Origin of the sequence: Microbacterium sp. NPDC091676, assembly GCF_044756645.1 — a bacterium.
Classification (GTDB): domain Bacteria; phylum Actinomycetota; class Actinomycetes; order Actinomycetales; family Microbacteriaceae; genus Microbacterium; species Microbacterium paraoxydans_D.
Genome location: NZ_JBIVTI010000001.1, coordinates 1,251,816 through 1,269,288, shown reverse-complemented (window position 1 = coordinate 1,269,288; position 17,473 = coordinate 1,251,816). Strand labels below are relative to the sequence as shown.

Below are 17,473 nucleotides of genomic sequence, written 5' to 3'. Positions count from 1 at the left end.
GGGGGTCTCGGTGGATGCCGGGGTGTAGGTCAGTGCCGGGGCGTAGGCGGGGCGTAGGTGCTGTCGGGGGTGCGGGGGTCTTGCCGGGAAGCGGCGATTTTCGGCGGCGGCATGCTGTGCGGATGTTGTTGTGATGTGGAGGGTTGATCACGGGTCTGTTCGTGTGCAGGAGGAGTCCTTCGCGCGTACTGGAATATCGCTCTGAACAGGGGTAATCGGGTCTCCCAATGTCGGTGGCCCTCTGTTGAATCGTCGTATGGAAAGCACCCCGGCAGCGGTTCTCGACGACACGGTCGTCGCTCTCGACGCCGTGCTGCGATCCGGCACGGTGGGCGCCCTCGACGTGCGGGAGATCATGGACCTTCTGCGGGCCGCGGGCGAGATCCAGCGGCGCGTGGAGGCCGTGATCGTGGAGGCGGTGGCGAGCGTCGATCCCCGTCCGGCAGGGTCGGGAGAGCCGGCGTTCTGCGGGCGGTTCGGCTGCCGCTCGATGAACGAGCTGCTGCAGCGTGTCCTCCGCACCGACGGCGCGTCCGCCGCGCGCCTCGTGAAGGGCGCGCGGCTGGTGCGGCGCGAGGTCGATCTCTCTTCCGGGGAGTGGCTTCCGGCGCGGTGGCCGGCGCTGCGCGAGGCTCTCCTCGACGGGGCGATCGGCGTGACCGGGCTGTTGGCCGCGACCGGGCCGATCGAGCAGGCCGGCCCGCGCGTGCGCCTCGCCGATCGCTGGGAGGCCGATGCGTATCTCGCGGAGGTCGCTCGCGGCGAGGAGAGCGACGACGAGAACAGTGATGACGCCCAGAACGAGACCGGGCCGGCGCCGACGCCCGAGGATCTGCGGGTGCAGGCGCAGCTGATCGTGCAGTACCTCGACCCCGACGGCGCGGAGCCCGCGGAAGACATCACGCTGCGGGCTCGGGGCGTGGTACTGGGCCGCGCCAAGGACGGCGTGATCCCGGTCCGGGGCGCACTGCTGCCCGAGGTCGCGGGGCAGCTGCAGCGCATCTGGGACGCGTACCTGAACCCGAAGGTCGATGGTCCGCCGCTTCCCGGTGTGCACTTCGTGCCGTCCGCGGAACTCGCGGATACCGAGCGGCGGGACACCGCGGTGTCCCCGGACGACGATGTGCTCCCGGCCGGCGACCCCGGCGGGATGGTCGACGGGCGCACGCGGGCACAGAAGCAGCACGACGCGCTCGCGGCGGCCCTGGGGATCGCGGCCCGGCACGACGACATGCCACGGCTGGGCGGTGGGGCCCCGACACTCGTGGTCACGGTCGGCGCCGAGGACTATGCCACGGGGCGCGGCTGGGCGCGGGTCGAGGGCGTCGAGACGCCGGTGTCGACGCGGGTGGCCGCACACACGGCGTGCGGAGGGACGGTCCAGCGCGTCGTGCTCGGCGCCGGAGGAAGGATCGTCGGGCTCGGGTCGAGCGACCGGATCTTCACCCCCGCGCAGCGTCGCGCGATCGGCGTACGGGACGGCGAGTGCCTGATCCCCGGGTGTCATGTCCCCGCCGCCTGGTGCGAGATCCACCACGTCACGGAGCACGCGCACGGGGGTCCGACGCACACCGACAACGGGGTTGCGCTGTGCTGGCACCATCACCGCACCCTGGACACCTCGGGGTGGCAGATCCGCATGCGCGCGGGAGTGCCGCAGGTGCGAGGGCCGGCGTGGTGGGATCCGAGGCGACGATGGCGCACGCCGCGCCCGGCGCTTCCCGGCTCCCCGCACCGGACGGGGGCCCGATTCGCTCACGCGGGACCGGCTCGGGAGCGCATCCTTCGCGCGGGGACATCTCCGGCGCGCTCCGCGACAAGTGCGGCGGCAAGGGTCGACCGAGAATGAGAAGAAGACCGGCGTCCGCGCCGTGACCCGCTCGAAGGAGAGACACCGATGTCCGATTCCGCCGTTCCCGTAGCCGTCGACTCCGGATCCGCCGATTCCGCGGCGTCCGCCGCTGCGGCGCTGCTCGACCGCATCCAGCCCCCGCAGGGCGAGGGGCGCGAGATCCCCGATGCCGCGACACGGGAGGTCATCGGACGCGCGCCCGTGGCCACGGTCGCCGACCTCGACGACGCGATCGCCCGTGCGAAGGCCGCGCAGCCCGCGTGGGAAGCGCTCGGACACGAGAAGCGGAGCGCGCTCCTCCTGGCCGCGGCCGACGCCATCGACGCGAACGCCGAAGGGCTCGCCTACCTCTTGTCGCGGGAGCAGGGCAAGCCGCTGAACGGCCCCAACGCGCGGTTCGAGCTCGGCGCCTGCTCGGCCTGGCTGCGCACCAACGCCACCATTGTCCTGGAGCCGCAGGTGCTCGTCGACGACGAGACGCTGCACGCCGAGCTCGTCTACAAGGCGGCCGGCGTGGTCGGTGCCATCGGGCCGTGGAACTGGCCTCTCATGATCACGATCTGGCAGATCGGCCCGTCGCTGCGCATGGGCAACACGGTCGTCGCGAAGCCCAGCGAGTACACGCCGCTGAGCGTCCTGGCGATGCTCGCCGTGATGAACGACGTGCTGCCCGCCGACCTCCTCATCGGCGTCTCCGGAGACCGTGAGGTGGGTGCGCGCCTCGCCTCGCACCCCGACATCGCCAAGATCATGTTCACCGGCTCCACCGCGACCGGGCGCCGCATCATCGAGAGCTCCGCGGGCAACCTCGCCCGCCTCACGCTCGAACTGGGCGGCAACGACGCGGGCATCGTGCTCCCCGGCACGGACCCCTCGGCCATCGCGGAAGACCTCTTCTGGGGTGCGTTCATCAACACCGGACAGACCTGCGCCGCCATGAAGCGCCTCTACGTGCACGACTCCGTGTACGACGAGGTCGTGGACGCGCTCGCCGCCATCGCCGCGCAGGTGCCGATGGGCAACGGGCTCGACGAGGGCAACGTGCTCGGGCCGCTGCAGAACCGGCCGCAGTTCGACATCGTCAGTCGCCTCGTCGACGATGCGCGGAGCCGCGGCGCCCGGATCGTCACCGGTGGCGAGCCGGCCGCCGAGCTCGGCGAGCTGTTCTACCGGCCCACCATCGTCGCCGACATCGACAACGACGCAGCGCTCGTGCAGGAGGAGCAGTTCGGTCCCGCGCTCCCCGTTATCCGGTACAGCGACGTCGACGAGGCCTTCGCGCTCGCGAACGCCCTCGACGTCGGGCTCGGCGCCTCGGTGTGGGCGAGCGACCCGGAGGAGGCCCGCGCTGTCGCCGCGCGCATGCAGTCCGGCACGGTGTGGATCAACTCGCACGGCGGGCTGCACCCCATGGTGCCGTTCGGCGGCGTGAAGAGCTCGGGCTACGGGCTGGAGTTCGGCGTCGAGGGGCTCAAGTCCGTCGCCGTCACCCAGGTCGTCTCCGGACCCGGCCGGAAGGCGTGAACGTGAGCGCGGCGAACAGCGGCGCGGTGCGCTCCGCGATCGTCGTCGGGGCCGGTACGTCGGGCGCCATCGTCGCGCGGCGTCTCACCGACGCCGGCGTCGCGGTGACGCTCGTCGAGGCGGGCGGCTACGACACGAACCCGGCCATCCACGACCCCTCGCGGGCGGGCGAGCTGTGGCACTCCGCCGAGGACTGGGACTTCTTCACCGTGCCGCAGCCGCACGCGGCCGGTCGTCGGCTGCATCTCCCTCGCGGCAAGGTCACCGGCGGGTCGCACGCGCTGAACGCCATGATCTGGGTGCGCGGCGCGGCCTCCGACTACGACGCGTGGGAGGCGGCAGGCGCGACCGGATGGGGCTGGGACGAGGTCGAGCCCATCTACGACGCCATCGAGAACGACCTGCTGCCCGTGACCGACGACTACGCGCTCGCGCCCATCCAGGCCTCGATCATCGACGCCGCCGTGGAGGAAGGGCTGCCGCGCAACCCGAACTACAACGGGGGCACGCTCGACGGGGTCTCGCAGGAGCAGGTCACGATCACGGACGGCCGCCGCGTCAACACCTGGACCGCCTACGCGCAGCCCGTCGCCGACCGGATGACGATCCTCACCGGTCGCGCCGTCCACTCGGTGATCGTGCGCGACGGTCGTGCGGTCGGCATCCGGCTGGGGGAGGGCGACGACGCCGAGGAGGTGTTCGCGGACGAGGTCATCCTGTCGGCGGGCGCACTCGGCACTCCTGTCATCCTGCTGCGCTCGGGCATCGGTCCCGCCGACGAGCTGAGCGCGCTCGGCATCCCCGTCGTGCTCGACGCCCCCGCGGTGGGGAAGAACCTGCACGACCACCTCCTCTCCCCGGTGGTCTTCGCGACCGAGAAGAAGCCCGTCGGCCCGCCGCAGCCCGGAGTGTCCGTCACGCAGAGTCACCTGTTCTGGCGAAGCCGCGACGGCCTCGCGCAGCCGGACACGCAGCCCATCCACTTCTCCGTGCCCATGTGGGGCGACCTGGAGCCGCGGGGCACCGACGGGTTCACGCTCATGGCGGGCCTGGTGACGCCGTACAGCCGCGGCGAGCTGCGCCTCACGGGTCCCGGCCTCGACGACCTGCCGCACATCGACCTGGCGGCGCTGGAGGATCAGCGCGACGCCGACGCCCTCGCGGCCTCCGTGCGCCAGTGCCGCCGTATCGGCACGCAGCCCGCGCTCGCCGAGGAGTGGGGAGCGGTCGAGGTCTACCCCGGGCCGGACGTGGCGGACGACGACGTGGAGGAGTGGGTGCGGCGCACGGCCATCACCTATCACCACCAGGTCGGCACCTGCCGCATGGGCAGCGACCCGGAGTCCGTGGTCGACCCGCAGCTCCGGGTGCGCGGGATCGAGGGGCTCCGGGTGATCGACGCCTCGGTCATGCCGACCGTGCCCACCGGCAACACCAACGCGCCCGCGGCCATGATCGGCGAACGCGGCGCGCGATTCATCCTCGCGGACTGAGGGAGGGCGGCGAGGGGACGCGGGGCGATCACGGCATCTGTCGCGTTCGCCCCGCGCTCCTGTCCCGTCAGCGGGTGAGCAGCGTCGCGGCCACGAGCGCGAGGGCGACGAGACCGAAGCCGGTCGCGAACACCGTCAGCACGAGCGGGAGTCCGCCGCCCGGCAGCGGTCCGCGCGCCCGGGCGGTGAGCACCGCGGTCGTCCGGCGCTGCCGACGGCGCGCGGCGATCCAGAGCAGCGCCGCCGTGCCGACGCCCAGCACGCCCGGCACGAGGCCCCACGCCTCGGCGCCGCTCGGCAGCACGAGGGGGAAGACCCGCAGCGACAGCAGCGAGCCGACCGCGATCGCGAGGGCCGTGCGCCGCCAGGCCAGCTCCGTGCGCTCCGGCTGCAGCCCGGGGTCGTACAGATCGGGCGCCGGGGCGTCGGGCACCGGAGTATCGGGGGCGGTCATCGGCAGGCCTCGCTCAGCGCCACAGCACCCCGGCGAGGACGAGCAGCCCCGTCGTCACCACGACCACGGCGAGCACCACCGCCGACAGTGCGCCGGGCAGCGGCCGTCCCTGCCGCAGGGCGCGTTCGGCCCGCATCCACTCGAACCAGGCGAGCGGGGCCACGGCCGTGCCGGCGACCATCAGCAGCAGCGAGGCGGCCAGCCGGAAGCCGGGATGCAGGTCGAGGCCCAGGACCTCGAGCGCGACGCCACCCGCGATCAGCGCCAGGCCGGTCCGGGTCCAGGCCAGGAACGTGCGCTCGTTGGCGAGGGAGAACCGGGGATCGGGCTCGTCCCCGACCCGGTAGACGGAGGCGGGGAAGCGGCGCATGCGCCCATCGTACGGCGCGGCGCGCTCAGCGCTCGTGCACCGTGCGCCCGGCGAACCACGTCGAGACGACCTCGGTGTGCACGATCTCCTCCGCCGGTCCGCCGATCGCATCCCGTTCCAGGATCACGAAGTCGGCGGACTTGCCGGGGGTCAGTGAGCCAGTCTCCGCGCCGAGCCCCATCGCCGTCGCGGCGTTGATCGTGAAGACCTCCAGCGCCTCCTCGGCCGAGATCGCCTGCTCCGGCCACAGCGTGCCCGCGGCCCGACCGAGCGGATCGGCCCGTGTCACGAGCCCCTGCAGGCCCTCGAGCGTGTTCGGCGACTCGCTCACCGGCCAGTCCGAGCCGCCGGCCACGAGGGCTCCGGCGTCGAGGAGTGCGCGGTTGGGCTGCGAGTGCTCGGCACGCTCGCCCAGCACATCCGCCAGCGCCTGGGGGATGACGCCCGGGTACCAGATGAACGGGGAGATGTCGGCGGAGACGTCGAGCGCCGCAAGCCGGGGGATGTCGCTCTCCGCGAGGAACTGCCCGTGCGCGATCTGCACCGGCGTCGTGAAGCCCTCCCCGCGCAGGCGCTCGGCGGCATCGAGCACGAGGCGTGCCGACCCGTCGCCGGTGCAGTGCACCTTGGCCCCGAGACCGCGGGCCGCAACGGCGCGCAGCCAGTCGGTGAGCTCGTCGAGGGTCATGGTCGTCTCGCCGTGGAAGTGCGCGCCGTGCACCGGATCCGCGGGATACGGGTCGAGGAAGGAGGCGGTGCGGGCGGGCGGCACGCCGTCGAGGAAGATCTTCACGAAGTCCGGGCGATGGTGCGGGGTGCGGAACTCCTCGCCCCGGTCGAGCAGGGGCGCGCCGATGGGGTCGAACCCGAAGATCTCGTCGTTGATGAGGAGCGAGGAGACCACCCAGGCGTGCAGCTCGTCGGCGCGGTCGAGCCCGGCGAGCGCGGCGAGGATGTCGACGGAGACCCCCGCGTCCTGGAACGCCGTGATCCCGAAAGAGTTCAGCAGCTCGATGCCGCGGCGCGACGCGGCGGCGTGCTGCTCCGCGGTGAGTCCGCCGCTGCGGTCGTACGCCTCCTGCACCGGGATGCCCGCGGCTTCCAGGAGCACGCCGGTGGGGGTGCCGTCGTCGGGGTCGAGCACCGTCACCCCGGAGGTCGGGATGCTGGCCGCCGTGATGCCGGCGAGCTCCAGGGCCCGGGTGCTGGCCCAGCGGTTGTGGCGGGAGTCCTCCATGAGCGCCACGGGCCGTCCACCCGCCGCCTCGTCCAGCCGGCGCCGTGTGGCGGTGTCCGCGAGGGTCGGCAGCAGCGTCGTGGCCACGGCGCCGCCGACGATCCAGGCGTCCTCGGGCAGGGTCTGCGCCTTCTCCCGCACCCGATCGAGGATCTCGTCGAGCGTGAGGGAAGGGGCCAGCGACAGTTCGAAGAGCTCGGTCCGTCCGGCGAGTGCGTGGTGGTTGTGCACGTCCACGAACCCGGGATAGACGGCCGCGTCGCCGGCCTCGACGACCCGCGTGCCGCGGCCCCGGAACGCCTCCACGTCGGCGCGGTCGCCGACGGCGAGGATCCGTCCGTCGCGCACGGCGAAGGCCTCGGCGCGCGGGCGAGCCCGGTCGGACGTGCGGATCACGGAGCCGGTGACGAGGAGGTCGGCGACGTCGGTCATGTCAGGCGTCTCCGAAGGTCGCGGGCTCGAGCGCGGGCGTGTGGTGAGTGGTCGACAGCAGGCGGCCGTGCGCGCCGAACGTGAAGTGCGTCGGCACCTCACCCGTCTCGTCCAGACCGAACAGCACGCCGTGGGAGCGGATCGCGTTGACGTCGCGGTGGTCGGCGATCGTCACGGAGGCGCACGGGATCACCTTCTCGCGCCACGCGAAGACGTAGATGCCGGGGCGCACCTCCCACACGCTGTTCTCGTCGGTGTCGGCGAGCCCGCGCTCCGGACCGGCCAGGCACTGCCACGAGTACCAGCGCGGGGAGAGGTACACGTGCTCGTAGGCGTGCTCCTCGCTGTAGACCCACTCCACACGGCGGCCGATGAGGGTGGTCGTGGGGGCGGCCTCGGTGCCGGTGACGTCGGCGCCCTCGATGGTGCCGGGAGCGAAGTGGTGCTGCACCCGGGTGCGGCCCTGCTCGGGCGTGGGGAGGATCTCGGAGATCACCGCGAGGGAGCGTCCGTGCCGCAGGTCGAGCACGAGCGAGACGGCCTCGTTCGGGAGGTAGCGGTGGTGGAACTGCACGAAGTAGAGCTCGTCGTCGACCTCGAACGCCTCGTAGTCGTCGGTGTCGGCCGCGGCCTCCGTGGGGTCCTCGGTGCCGGGCTGGTACTCCCAGGCGACGGTCGAGTCGTCGAAGCGGTGGACGATGCGGGTGCCGCGGGCGTCGACGACGGCGATCTCGCGACCGCTCAGGGCGGTGCTGTGCGGGGCCTTGTTGGCGTCGAAGCCGGGGGCGAGGCCTTCCAGCGGCAGCCAGGTGGAGGTGTCGGCGGGGTTGAGGGTCGTCATGGGGATTCCTTCCTTCAGAGAACGGGGTCGGGCGGACGTCAGCGGTCGCTGAACCGCTCCAGGTCGGTGGCGAGGCCGTCGTAGACGGCGGGCTTGGCACGGCGGAGGTAGGCGGCGTAGACGATGCCGCCGATCAGCGCGAGCACGAGCAGGAGCGGCATCAGACGGATCGCGAGCTCCTCGGAGCCGGCCACGATGTTGAAGTTCACGATCGCCAGGATCGAGATGGCCGCGATGCCGAGGAAGCCGATGCCCGGCGCGATGAACGTGCTCCACCACCGCGGGTCGTTCCGGCGTCGGAAGTACACGACGATCGAGATCGCCGCGAGCCCCTGCAGGATCAGCACGCTGAGGGTGCCGAAGCCGAGCATCGCGGGCACGAGCGTGACGATGGGATCGGCGCCGGCGAGGGCGAACAGGATCGCCACGATCGCCGCGAAGCCGGCCTGCACGATGCCCGCGAGCTGCGGAGCGCCGTTCGGGCGGGTGCGGGCGAGCGCCGGGGGGAGGATCTTCGCGCGGCCCAGCGAGTACAGGTAGCGGGTGGCCGAGTTGTGGAAGGCGAGCATCGCCGCGAACAGGCTCACCAGGAGCAGCACCATCATCACGGTCGTGAGCGGGCCGCCCAGGTACTGCTGCGAGAGCGAGAAGATGAGGTCGCCCGTGGGCAGGTGCTCCAGCGCCGTGGCCTGCGCCTGTGCGACGCCGGTCGCGCTCACCACGGCCCACGTCGTGACGCCGAGGATCACGCCGATCGCGATGATCGAGGTGTAGGTCGCCCGCGGGATCGTGCGCAGCGGCTGCTTGGCCTCCTCGCTGAAGAGCGCGGTGGCCTCGAAGCCGAGGAAGCCGGTCGCCGCGAGCAGCAGGCCGATGGGCAGCGAGCCGGAGAACACGGCCTCCGGGCTGAACGCCGCCACGTCGTAGCCGGTCTGCACGAGCACCGAGATGTCGAACACGACGAGCATGAGCACCTCGAGCACGAGGCACACGCCGAGGATCTTCGAGCTGAAGTCGACGCCGATCCGGGCCAGCACGAAGCAGACGACGATCGACAGCAGGCCCCAGACGAGCCAGTGCACGTCGAGACCGGTGAGGTCGCGGATGATGGTCTGCATGAAGAAGCCGCTGGTGCCGATCGTGCCGACGACGAAGAAGTTGTAGCCGAGCGTCGCGATGAGGCCGGCGATGAGCCCGCCGGTGCGGCCGAGGCCCTTCACGACGAAGGCGTAGAAGCCTCCCGCGTTCACGAGCTGCTTCGACATCTGGGCGTAGCCGATCGCGAACAGCAGCAGGATCGCGGCTACCAGGAAGAACGACATCGGGGTGCCGCCGCCGTTGCCCAGCGCGATCGCGAGGGAGGCGACGACGACGATCCCGGTCAGCGGCGCGACGGCGGCGAGGACGAGGAAGACGATGCCCGCGACGCCGAGGGCGCCGGGGCGGAGGGAGGTGTGGTGCGGCGTCGTGGGTGCGGAGGTCTGCTCTGCCACGTCGGCTCCTTTGCTCGGGTGACGGCCGTGCGGACACGGCATCGACGACGAGGGGAATCGTCGATAGAGCGAGTCTGCTCGCCGCCCCGTCCCGACGCTTGACCGTGAGCGAAGGACGATGGTGCCACCGCGCACACCCCGGCGGCGGGCGTGCGCCCCCTCCGCCCCGCGGAGCAGGATGACCGGGACGACACCGCTGTCTCGTCGGCGCCGCGCGGCGCCGGACCGCGGTCGGAGGATGCGATGGACCTGCAGCTCGACGGCACGACCGCCCTCGTCACGGGGGCCGCCGGGGGGATCGGCCGGGCCGTCGCCCGGGCGCTCGCCGCCGAGGGGGTGCGGGTCGCGCTGCTGGACCGGGACGCCGCCGCGCTCCGGGACGCGGCGGGGGAGGCCGGCATCGATCCGGTGCTGCTCGCCGCCGACGTCACGGACGAGCCGCAGGTGGCTGCCGCGGTCGACGCGGGTGCCCGGGCGCTGGGCGGTCTCGATGCCGTGGTGTGCGCCGCCGGGATCTCCGGCCCGGTGGGGACGCCGATCGAGGAGACCGCCCTGGAGGCGTGGAACCGCGTCCTCGCCGTCAACGTCACCGGCGCCTTCCTCGTGCTCAAGCACGCGATCCCGGCGCTCCGGGAGTCCGCCGCGGGCTCCGTCGTGCTGCTCGCGAGCGACTCGGCCGTCGTGGCCTCCCCGGGCATGGCCCCCTACGCCGCGTCGAAGGCCGCGCTCGTCCAGTTCGGGAGGGCGCTCTCGGTCGACCTCGCCGGCACCGGGGTGCGGGTGAACGCGGTGTCACCGTCCATCGTCGACACACCGATGAGCCGGGGCGACCTCGGCGCTGCGGCGTTCCACGAGCCCGCCTTCCCCGTGCAGAGCGCCGACGAGGTCGCCGCGCACGTCGCCTACCTCCTCTCCCCGCGGAGCCGGGCGGTCAACGGCACCACCCTCCTCAGCGACTTCGGGTACACCGCCCGGTCGGGATTCCCCGCCTGACGCGCCCGCGTCCGGCCCCACCGCGCACGCGCGCAGAACACACAGGAGCACACATGGCAACCGTGGTCGGATCGAGCGTCTCCGGACGCGTCGTCGTCATCACCGGAGGCGGCACGGGCATCGGCGCGGCGGTCGCCGAGCGGTTCGCGGCCGAAGGGGCGCACGTCGTCGTGGTGGGCCGCCGCCCCGAGCCGCTGCACGAGGTCGAGCGGGCCGTCGGGGCCTTCCCCGTCGTCGCGGACGCGGCGGACACCGCGTCGGCGCAGGCCGCGATCGCCGAGATCCTCGCGCGGTTCGGCCGGATCGACGTCCTCGTCGCGAACGCCGGGGGACACGGGTTCTCCCCGGTCGCCGAGACCGACGACGCGAGCTGGGACGCCGCGATCCGCGCCAACCTCACCACCGCGTTCGTGATGGCGCGCGAGGCGCTGCCGGCGCTGATCGAGGCCAAGGGGCAGGTGGTGGTCGTCTCCTCGCTGGCCGGGCTCTTCGCGGGGCCGTCGGTGGCCGGATACACGGTCGGCAAGCACGCGCTCATCGGCCTCACCCGGACGCTCGCGCGCGACTACGGGCGTCACGGCGTGCGCGTCAACGCGATCTGCCCCGGGTGGGTGCAGACGCCGATGGCCGACGAGGAGATGGACGAGTTCGCAGCGCACGCCGGTCTCGGCTCCCGCGAGGAGGGGTACGCGACGGTCACCGCCGACGTGCCGCTGCGCCGCCCGGCGCGGCCCGCCGAGATCGCCTCCGTCGTGCGGTTCCTCGGGTCGGGGGAGTCGTCGTACATCACCGGCGCCGTGATCGTGGCGGACGGCGGGTCGCACGTGGTCGACGTGCCGACCATCGCCTTCGACCACGCCGGGATGTAGCACCGGGTCAGGGGCGGGCGGCGGCTGTCGCGCGGTAGCGGAGGCCGTCCACGAGCAGTCCGACCAGGGTCAGGCTCTGCTCCTCCGACCCCGCCGACTGGCAGAGGTTCGCCGCGGCGTACAGCAGCTGCGTGGCGTCGACGTCGGCGCGGATGGTCCCGGTCGCCGCCGCGGCGTGCAGCAGGCCGTCGAGGGCGCCCCCGAGATGGGCGGTGAAGTACGCCGGCAGCGCCTCGAAGGCGGGGTCGCCGGAGTGCAGGGCGGCGGCGAGCCCTCGCTTGGTCGCGATGAACTGCGTGAACCGCTGCAACCAGAGGGCGAGCGCCTCGTCGGGCTCGTGCGCGGCGGCGAGCTCGGCGGCCGCCTGCTCCGTGGCGTCCACGGCGTTGCGGAAGACGGCCACCACGAGATCCGAGCGCTGCGGGAACCGTCGGTACAACGTGCCCACTCCGACGCCGGCCCGATCCGCGATCGCTCGGGCGGGTGCGTCGACCCCGTCGGTCGCGAAGACCTCGCGCGCGGCGTCGATGAGGGCGTCGGTGTTGCGGCGGGCGTCGGCGCGCATGGATCCTCCGGGGGGTTGCATAAACGGAACAGCGTTCCGTATGCTTCCGGAAGAGCGTTCCGCTTCGGTCAACGATAGGACACCGGAGGACGGGATGCCAGCCACGAAAGGAACCGCTCATGCACTACCGCACCCTCGGCCGCACCGGCATCCGGGTCAGCCCCTTCGCGCTCGGCGCGATGATGCTCGGCACCGACGGCCGCATCGGCAACGGCGACGAACAGGACTCGATCCGGATCGTCCACCGGGCCCTCGACGCGGGCATCAACATCATCGACACCGCGGATCGATACTCGCAGGGCGGGTCCGAAGAGCTCCTCGGCAAAGCGCTCGCCGGGCGCCGCGACGACGTCGTGCTCGCCACGAAGTTCAACGGACCGATGGGCGACGACCCCAACAGCCGCGGCAACTCCCGCCGCTGGATCATGCGCGCCGTCGAGGACTCGCTCCGTCGGCTGCGCACCGACCACATCGACCTCTACCAGGCGCACCGTCCCGACGACAGCGTCGACCTCGAGGAGACGCTCTCCGCCCTCACCGACCTCGTCCGCAGCGGCAAGGTCCGTGCGATCGGCAGCTCCGACTTCCCCGCGTCGATGCAGGTCGAGGCGCAGTGGACGTCCGAGCGCCGCGGGCTCGAGCGCTTCCGGACGGAGCAGCCGACGTACTCGATCCTCAACCGCGGCATCGAACGAGAGGTCCTGCCGGTCGCGCAGCGCTACGGCCTGGGGACGCTGGTCTGGAGTCCGCTCGCCGGCGGGATGCTGACCGGGCGGTTCCGGAAGGGACAGCAGACCGATCTCGCCCGGGCGAGCATGTTCCGGCACAACCAGGATGAGCGCCGGATCGACGCGGTGGAGCAGGTCGTCGCCCTGTCCGAGGAGAGCGGCATCCGGATGACGCACCTCGCGATGGCCTTCGCGATCGCGCACCCCGGCGTGACCAGCGCGCTGATCGGACCGCGGTCGATGGAGCAGCTCGACGACCTGCTGGCGGGCGTCGACGTGGCGCTGAGCGACGAGGTGCTCGACCGCATCGACGAGATCGTCCCGCCGGGCTCCGACGTCGGTCGTCTCGATCAGCAGTACAACCCGCCCGCGGTGCTCGAGCCGGTCCTCCGTCGGCGTCCGGCCGCCGACCGCTCCGCCGCCTAGTCGGCGGACGGTTCCAGCCGCCTAGTCGGCGGGGTCGCTCCGGCCCGCGCGTCCGTCGATGCGGAGCTCGAAGCCGTCGTCGGTCGGGACCACGGCGACGTGCGTGAGGTCGTCGACGTGCACGGTCGGGGCGTGGGCCCCGGCGTGTGGACCGATGCCGATCACGCGCATGCCCGCGGCGTGGGCGGCCTGGATGCCGGCGCCGGAGTCCTCGAACACGACGCAGTCCGCGGGGTCGATGCCGAGGGTGCGGGCGGCGAGGAGGAAGCCCTCCGGATCGGGCTTCGAGGCCGAGACGTTCTCCGCCGTGACGGCGAGCTCGGGGACCGTGAGCCCGGCCTGGCCCATCCGCGCGGTCATGAGGGCGACGTTGGCCGAGGTGACCACCGCGTGCGGGAACGGCAACAGCGCGGCGAGCAGGTCCTCGGCACCCGGGATGCCGATCACACCGTCCACGTCGGAGGCCTCGGTCGCGAGCATGACCTCGTTCTCGCGGAGGTTGATCGCGTGGTCCCGCTCGGGGAGCAGGATCGCCATGCTCTGGTGTCCCTGGCGCCCGTGGACGGTGCGGAGCACGGTCTCCGGATCGATCCCGTGCGGCTCCGCCCAGGCGAGCCAGAGGCGCTCCACGACGGCGGTCGAGTCGACGAGGGTCCCGTCCATGTCGAGGAGGGCGGCGCGGGCGTGGAGGATCTCGGTCACTCCCTCAGGCTAACCCCCACGCCGCCGACCCACCCCCTTTCGCGCGCCCCGGCCCCGTGCGCACGTACGCACGGGGTCGGGAGGAACGCAACGGGGTGGGTCGACGGGGAGTCAGCCCCCGAGGTAGGCGCGGTGGAGGAGAGCGGGGTCGTCTTGGAGGGCCTGCGGCGCGCCCTGGAACGACACGCGGCCGCCGGCGACGACCACCGCCTCCTGCGCGAGACCGAGTGCGAGCTGCGTGAACTGCTCCACCAGCAGCACCGCCACCCCGGACTCCGCGATCGACGACACGATCGGCATCAGGCGCAGGAACACCACCGGCGCGAGGCCCAGGGACATCTCGTCGATGAGCAGCACCCGGGGCTTCGCCGCGAACGCCCGTGCCAGCACCACCATCTGCTGCTCCCCACCCGACAGCAGCGCCGTGGGGGAGTCGATGCGCTTCTCCAGCTCCGGGAACTGCGCCAGCACGGCCTCGATCTCCCCGGCGGTGCGTGCCGTGAGGGAGAGGTTCTCGCGCACGGTCAGCGACGGGAACACGGCCCGCCCCTGCTCGATGTGCACGATGCCGCGCCGGGCCCGCGCCACGCGGGAGAGCCGGTCGATCGGATCCCCGTCCAGCAGGATCGACCCGGACGAGTGCGGCGTCACGCCGGACACCGCCTCGATCAGGCTCGTCTTGCCCGCCCCGTTGGGGCCGACCAGGGCCAGGACCTCGCCGCCGGCGACCCGCAGCGAGACGTCCGAGATGACCGGCCCGGCGCCGCGGCTCACCGTGACGCCGTCGAGCACCAGTGCGCTCATTTCAGCAGCTCCGTCTCTCCCATGTACGCCTTGACGACGTCGGGGTTCGCGAGGACCTCCGCCTGCGGGCCGCTCGCCAGGACGCGGCCGAAGTCGAGGACCGTGAGGGTCGGGCACACCGAACGGACGAGGTCCAGGTCGTGCTCGATGATGATGAGGGCCACGCCGTAGCGCCCGGGGAGTTCGCGGAGGCGAGCCGCGAGCGCCAGATGCTCCTCGTGCGAGAGGCCGGCGGCGGGTTCGTCGAGGATGAGCAGGCGCGGGCGGGCGGCGACGTTCGCCGCGACCTCCACGAGCCGCCGGGTGCCGACGTCGACGCTCGAGAGGCGCGCCCGGGCAGGCGGGCATCCGAAGAACGCGAGGACCTCGTCGATGTCCGCCGCGGCGAGCCGCCGTCGGGCCACGAAGCGCACGTAGCCGCCCACCGTCAGCGCCGGAGGGACGCGGTCCTGCTGGAAGGTCCGTCGCAGTCCGAGCCGCGCACGCCGGGTGGGGGAGAGCCCGGCGAGGTCGCGGTCGCCGAGGAGCACGCGGCCCTCGTGCTGGGGGAGGAAGCCGCTGATGGCGTCGACGAAGGTCGACTTCCCGGCGCCGTTCGGGCCGATGAGCCCCATGATCGAGGCGGCGGGCACCGCGAACGAGACGTCGTCGAGGGCCGTGAGCGCCCCGAACCGCACGGTCAGGCCGTCGACCGTGAGCACCGGGGCGCCGTCGAGGGCCGCCTCGTCGACGGTGGCGGTCGTCGTCGTGGTGATCGCCGTCGCATCGGTCCCGGCGTCCGGCGGGAGCGCGGTGAGCTCCGCGGTGGCCGTGCGCCGATCGGCCCGCCGGTACAGGAGGTTGCGGATGCCCTGGCCGAGGTTCGTGCCGCTCGTGAGCGCCTGCACACCCAGCACGCCGAACACGACGAAGCCCCAGTCCTGCGGCACGCCCCAGCGCTTGAGCAGCTCCGGCACGAGCACCCAGAGGAGTCCGCCGAAGATGGCCATGTCGATGAGGTGCGCGCCGGACATGATCGCCAGCACGTACAGGGCGAGGGACTGCAGCGGCGTGAAGCTCGAGGCGAAGGGGAGCTGCACCTGTCCGGCGAGCAGCCCGCCGGAGATGCCGCCGAGGGCCGCCGACACCGCGAACGCCGTGAGCTTCGCGGTGCGCACGCTCTGCCCGGCCGCGGCCGTGCCGCGCTCGGAGAACGCGACGGCCTTCCAGCTCGCGCCCCACCGGCCGCGCTGCAGGAAGAACACTGCCAGGCCGCAGACGGCGAGCACGACGATGGAGAGGAAGAAGAACTCCCGGTCGCTCCCGAACAGCGCCGGGCGCTCGATCGCGATGCCGTCCGCGGAGCCGGGGAACTGGATCTGCACGAGCGTGACGTCGGCCGCCGCGGCGAAGCCGAGCGTCACCACCGCGAGGTTCACCCCGCGCAGCCGCAGGGCGGGGAGCCCGACGAGGATGCCGACGAGACCGGCCGCGACACCGCCGAGCACGAGCCAGACGAGGAACCCGCCCGGCGCCTGCATCACGTTCAGCAGCGAGACGATCCAGGCTCCGACCGCGGCGAACGTGAGCTGGCACAGGGCGATCATCCCGGCCGAGCCGGTCACGATGCCGAGGCCGAGGATCGCGATCGCGGCCGTGACGGCGCTGATAGCGAGGAAGACGAAGTACCCGGGAAGGGCGGCGCTGAGGAGCGCGCCCACGCCGATGCCGACGAGGGCGACGGCGAACGGCCAGGTGATCCGGAACCAGGGGCGGTCAGCGAGCGGCATCCCACACCTCCTTGCGTTGCGTCCACAGCAGCAGGACGACGATGAACAGGAACGGCAGGAAGTTGCGCACGAGCGCCACTTCGTCGATCTGCGCGACGAGTCCGCCGAGGACGCCGAGGAGCAGCCCGCCGACCACGGCGAGGTCGAGCCGGCGGAAGCCGCCCAGGAGCGCGGCCGCCGCGGCGGGGACGATGAGCATGGACAGGCTCGTGGCGTCGTTCGACTGCGAGGGCGCGACGATGATGATCGCGATGGCGCTGATGATCCCGGTGACGAACCAGACGGCGATCGACAGCGGCCGGGAGCGGATGCCGAGCAGCTCCGCCGTGGTCTGCCGCTCCGACAGCGCGCGCAGCTGGGTGCCGACCCGGGTGCGGCGCAGCACGATGCGGACGGCGACGGCGGTGACGACGGCCATCGCCACCGTCGCGACGGTGACTTGGCTGATCACCACGCCGCCGAAGGAGAACGCGGGGCCGGCGATGATCGGGGTGAACGGCTGCGGCTTGTTGCCGAACAGGATGAACGACAGCGAGATGAGCAGGAGGAGCGGGCCGACCGTCATGGCCGAGCGGGTCGTCGTCGAGGCCTCCGACAGCCAGGTCGCGGCGATGAACCCGATGGCCGCGGCGAGCACGCCCGCGACGAGGACCCCGAGGATCGAGCCCAGCCAGATGGGCAGCCCGATCTCGCGGACGAACCACACGGCGGTGAACGCACCGAACATGCCGGTGGCGGCCTGGGCGAAGTTCACCACGCGCACGAGGCGCGACATGAGGGTGAGGCAGACGCCGAGGACGGCGTAGAGGCCGCCGGCGGCGAGACCGGCGATGGCGCCTTGGAGCATCAGGCGTCCTTTCTGGTGAGGGGCCCTTCGACAGGCTCAGGGACCCGGCGAGGGTCGCTGAGCCTGTCGAAGCG

The 17,473-nt window shown here is 72.6% G+C and carries 16 protein-coding genes; 6 read left to right on the top strand and 10 right to left on the bottom strand.

Annotated elements, in window-relative coordinates; translation table 11 throughout:
- Positions 1–256: 256 nt before the first annotated feature.
- Genes ACIQID_RS06285 through ACIQID_RS06275 form a run of 3 tightly spaced genes read left to right on the top strand, consistent with a single transcriptional unit; the run spans position 257 to position 4,869 of the window.
- Complete coding sequence (locus ACIQID_RS06285) at positions 257–1,849, top strand: DUF222 domain-containing protein (protein WP_400282995.1); 1,593 nt, start codon at positions 257–259, stop codon at positions 1,847–1,849.
- 48 nt (positions 1,850–1,897) lie between these two features.
- Entirely contained in the window at positions 1,898–3,376 is a 1,479-nt protein-coding gene (locus ACIQID_RS06280) for an aldehyde dehydrogenase family protein (RefSeq protein WP_400282992.1), read from the top strand.
- A 2-nt stretch (positions 3,377–3,378) separates the two neighbouring features.
- A complete protein-coding gene (locus tag ACIQID_RS06275; RefSeq protein ID WP_400282987.1) occupies positions 3,379–4,869 on the top strand; it encodes a GMC family oxidoreductase in 1,491 nt (496 codons plus the stop codon).
- 67 nt (positions 4,870–4,936) lie between these two features.
- Here the strand turns inward: ACIQID_RS06275 and ACIQID_RS06270 are convergent, their stop codons facing one another.
- Genes ACIQID_RS06270 through ACIQID_RS06250 form a run of 5 tightly spaced genes read right to left on the bottom strand, consistent with a single transcriptional unit; the run spans position 4,937 to position 9,696 of the window.
- Positions 4,937–5,323, bottom strand: coding sequence for a DUF202 domain-containing protein (locus tag ACIQID_RS06270; RefSeq protein WP_400282983.1), 387 nt, complete (start codon positions 5,321–5,323; stop codon positions 4,937–4,939).
- Positions 5,324–5,336: 13 nt separating this feature from the next.
- Complete coding sequence (locus ACIQID_RS06265) at positions 5,337–5,693, bottom strand: YidH family protein (RefSeq protein ID WP_062636014.1); 357 nt, start codon at positions 5,691–5,693, stop codon at positions 5,337–5,339.
- 25 nt (positions 5,694–5,718) lie between these two features.
- Positions 5,719–7,362: an amidohydrolase gene (locus tag ACIQID_RS06260; RefSeq protein WP_400282979.1), complete on the bottom strand. Its 1,644-nt coding sequence runs from the start codon at positions 7,360–7,362 to the stop codon at positions 5,719–5,721.
- A 1-nt stretch (position 7,363) separates the two neighbouring features.
- Complete coding sequence (locus ACIQID_RS06255) at positions 7,364–8,203, bottom strand: molybdenum cofactor biosynthesis F family protein (RefSeq protein ID WP_400282976.1); 840 nt, start codon at positions 8,201–8,203, stop codon at positions 7,364–7,366.
- 38 nt (positions 8,204–8,241) lie between these two features.
- On the bottom strand, positions 8,242–9,696 hold the full coding sequence (locus tag ACIQID_RS06250; protein ID WP_400282973.1) for an APC family permease: 1,455 nt from the start codon (positions 9,694–9,696) through the stop codon (positions 8,242–8,244).
- A 243-nt stretch (positions 9,697–9,939) separates the two neighbouring features.
- On the opposite strand from ACIQID_RS06250, the gene ACIQID_RS06245 reads away from it, so the two are divergent.
- A complete protein-coding gene (locus ACIQID_RS06245) occupies positions 9,940–10,689 on the top strand; it encodes an SDR family NAD(P)-dependent oxidoreductase (RefSeq protein ID WP_400282970.1) in 750 nt (249 codons plus the stop codon).
- A 53-nt stretch (positions 10,690–10,742) separates the two neighbouring features.
- Positions 10,743–11,558: an SDR family NAD(P)-dependent oxidoreductase gene (locus ACIQID_RS06240; protein ID WP_136050833.1), complete on the top strand. Its 816-nt coding sequence runs from the start codon at positions 10,743–10,745 to the stop codon at positions 11,556–11,558.
- Positions 11,559–11,565: 7 nt separating this feature from the next.
- Here ACIQID_RS06240 and ACIQID_RS06235 read toward each other — a convergent pair whose 3' ends face one another.
- Entirely contained in the window at positions 11,566–12,123 is a 558-nt protein-coding gene (locus ACIQID_RS06235; RefSeq protein WP_400282966.1) for a TetR/AcrR family transcriptional regulator, read from the bottom strand.
- Positions 12,124–12,242: 119 nt separating this feature from the next.
- Between ACIQID_RS06235 and ACIQID_RS06230 the strand changes: the two genes are divergently transcribed.
- The gene (locus ACIQID_RS06230) at positions 12,243–13,277 is read left to right on the top strand and encodes an aldo/keto reductase (protein ID WP_331202447.1); all 1,035 of its coding nucleotides are present in this window, start codon (positions 12,243–12,245) and stop codon (positions 13,275–13,277) included.
- Positions 13,278–13,298: 21 nt separating this feature from the next.
- Here ACIQID_RS06230 and ACIQID_RS06225 read toward each other — a convergent pair whose 3' ends face one another.
- The 4 genes from ACIQID_RS06225 to ACIQID_RS06210 form a co-directional block, all read right to left on the bottom strand.
- A complete protein-coding gene (locus ACIQID_RS06225; protein ID WP_400282962.1) occupies positions 13,299–13,979 on the bottom strand; it encodes an HAD-IA family hydrolase in 681 nt (226 codons plus the stop codon).
- Positions 13,980–14,090: 111 nt separating this feature from the next.
- Positions 14,091–14,783 carry an ABC transporter ATP-binding protein gene (locus ACIQID_RS06220; RefSeq protein ID WP_071327384.1) on the bottom strand — a complete coding sequence of 231 codons (693 nt, stop codon included), beginning with the start codon at positions 14,781–14,783 and terminating at the stop codon, positions 14,091–14,093.
- Complete coding sequence (locus ACIQID_RS06215; protein WP_400282958.1) at positions 14,780–16,552, bottom strand: ATP-binding cassette domain-containing protein; 1,773 nt, start codon at positions 16,550–16,552, stop codon at positions 14,780–14,782. The genes ACIQID_RS06220 and ACIQID_RS06215 overlap by 4 nt, the downstream gene beginning before the upstream one ends.
- Positions 16,539–17,399: a branched-chain amino acid ABC transporter permease gene (locus tag ACIQID_RS06210; protein ID WP_400282955.1), complete on the bottom strand. Its 861-nt coding sequence runs from the start codon at positions 17,397–17,399 to the stop codon at positions 16,539–16,541. The genes ACIQID_RS06215 and ACIQID_RS06210 overlap by 14 nt, the downstream gene beginning before the upstream one ends.
- Between the last annotated feature and the right edge of the window lie 74 nt (positions 17,400–17,473).

What these genes read in the sequence shown, in the direction of transcription:
- ACIQID_RS06265 (WP_062636014.1), bottom strand. Translation starts at nt 5,693, where the DNA reads ATGCGCCGCTTCCCCGCCTCCGTCTACCGGGTCGGGGACGAGCCCGAT.
- ACIQID_RS06255 (WP_400282976.1), bottom strand. Translation starts at nt 8,203, where the DNA reads ATGACGACCCTCAACCCCGCCGACACCTCCACCTGGCTGCCGCTGGAA.
- ACIQID_RS06280 (WP_400282992.1), top strand. Translation starts at nt 1,898, where the DNA reads ATGTCCGATTCCGCCGTTCCCGTAGCCGTCGACTCCGGATCCGCCGAT.
- ACIQID_RS06240 (WP_136050833.1), top strand. Translation starts at nt 10,743, where the DNA reads ATGGCAACCGTGGTCGGATCGAGCGTCTCCGGACGCGTCGTCGTCATC.
- ACIQID_RS06235 (WP_400282966.1), bottom strand. Translation starts at nt 12,123, where the DNA reads ATGCGCGCCGACGCCCGCCGCAACACCGACGCCCTCATCGACGCCGCG.
- ACIQID_RS06210 (WP_400282955.1), bottom strand. Translation starts at nt 17,399, where the DNA reads ATGCTCCAAGGCGCCATCGCCGGTCTCGCCGCCGGCGGCCTCTACGCC.
- ACIQID_RS06260 (WP_400282979.1), bottom strand. Translation starts at nt 7,362, where the DNA reads ATGACCGACGTCGCCGACCTCCTCGTCACCGGCTCCGTGATCCGCACG.
- ACIQID_RS06270 (WP_400282983.1), bottom strand. Translation starts at nt 5,323, where the DNA reads ATGACCGCCCCCGATACTCCGGTGCCCGACGCCCCGGCGCCCGATCTG.
- ACIQID_RS06220 (WP_071327384.1), bottom strand. Translation starts at nt 14,783, where the DNA reads ATGAGCGCACTGGTGCTCGACGGCGTCACGGTGAGCCGCGGCGCCGGG.
- ACIQID_RS06285 (WP_400282995.1), top strand. Translation starts at nt 257, where the DNA reads ATGGAAAGCACCCCGGCAGCGGTTCTCGACGACACGGTCGTCGCTCTC.
- ACIQID_RS06245 (WP_400282970.1), top strand. Translation starts at nt 9,940, where the DNA reads ATGGACCTGCAGCTCGACGGCACGACCGCCCTCGTCACGGGGGCCGCC.
- ACIQID_RS06230 (WP_331202447.1), top strand. Translation starts at nt 12,243, where the DNA reads ATGCACTACCGCACCCTCGGCCGCACCGGCATCCGGGTCAGCCCCTTC.
- ACIQID_RS06215 (WP_400282958.1), bottom strand. Translation starts at nt 16,552, where the DNA reads ATGCCGCTCGCTGACCGCCCCTGGTTCCGGATCACCTGGCCGTTCGCC.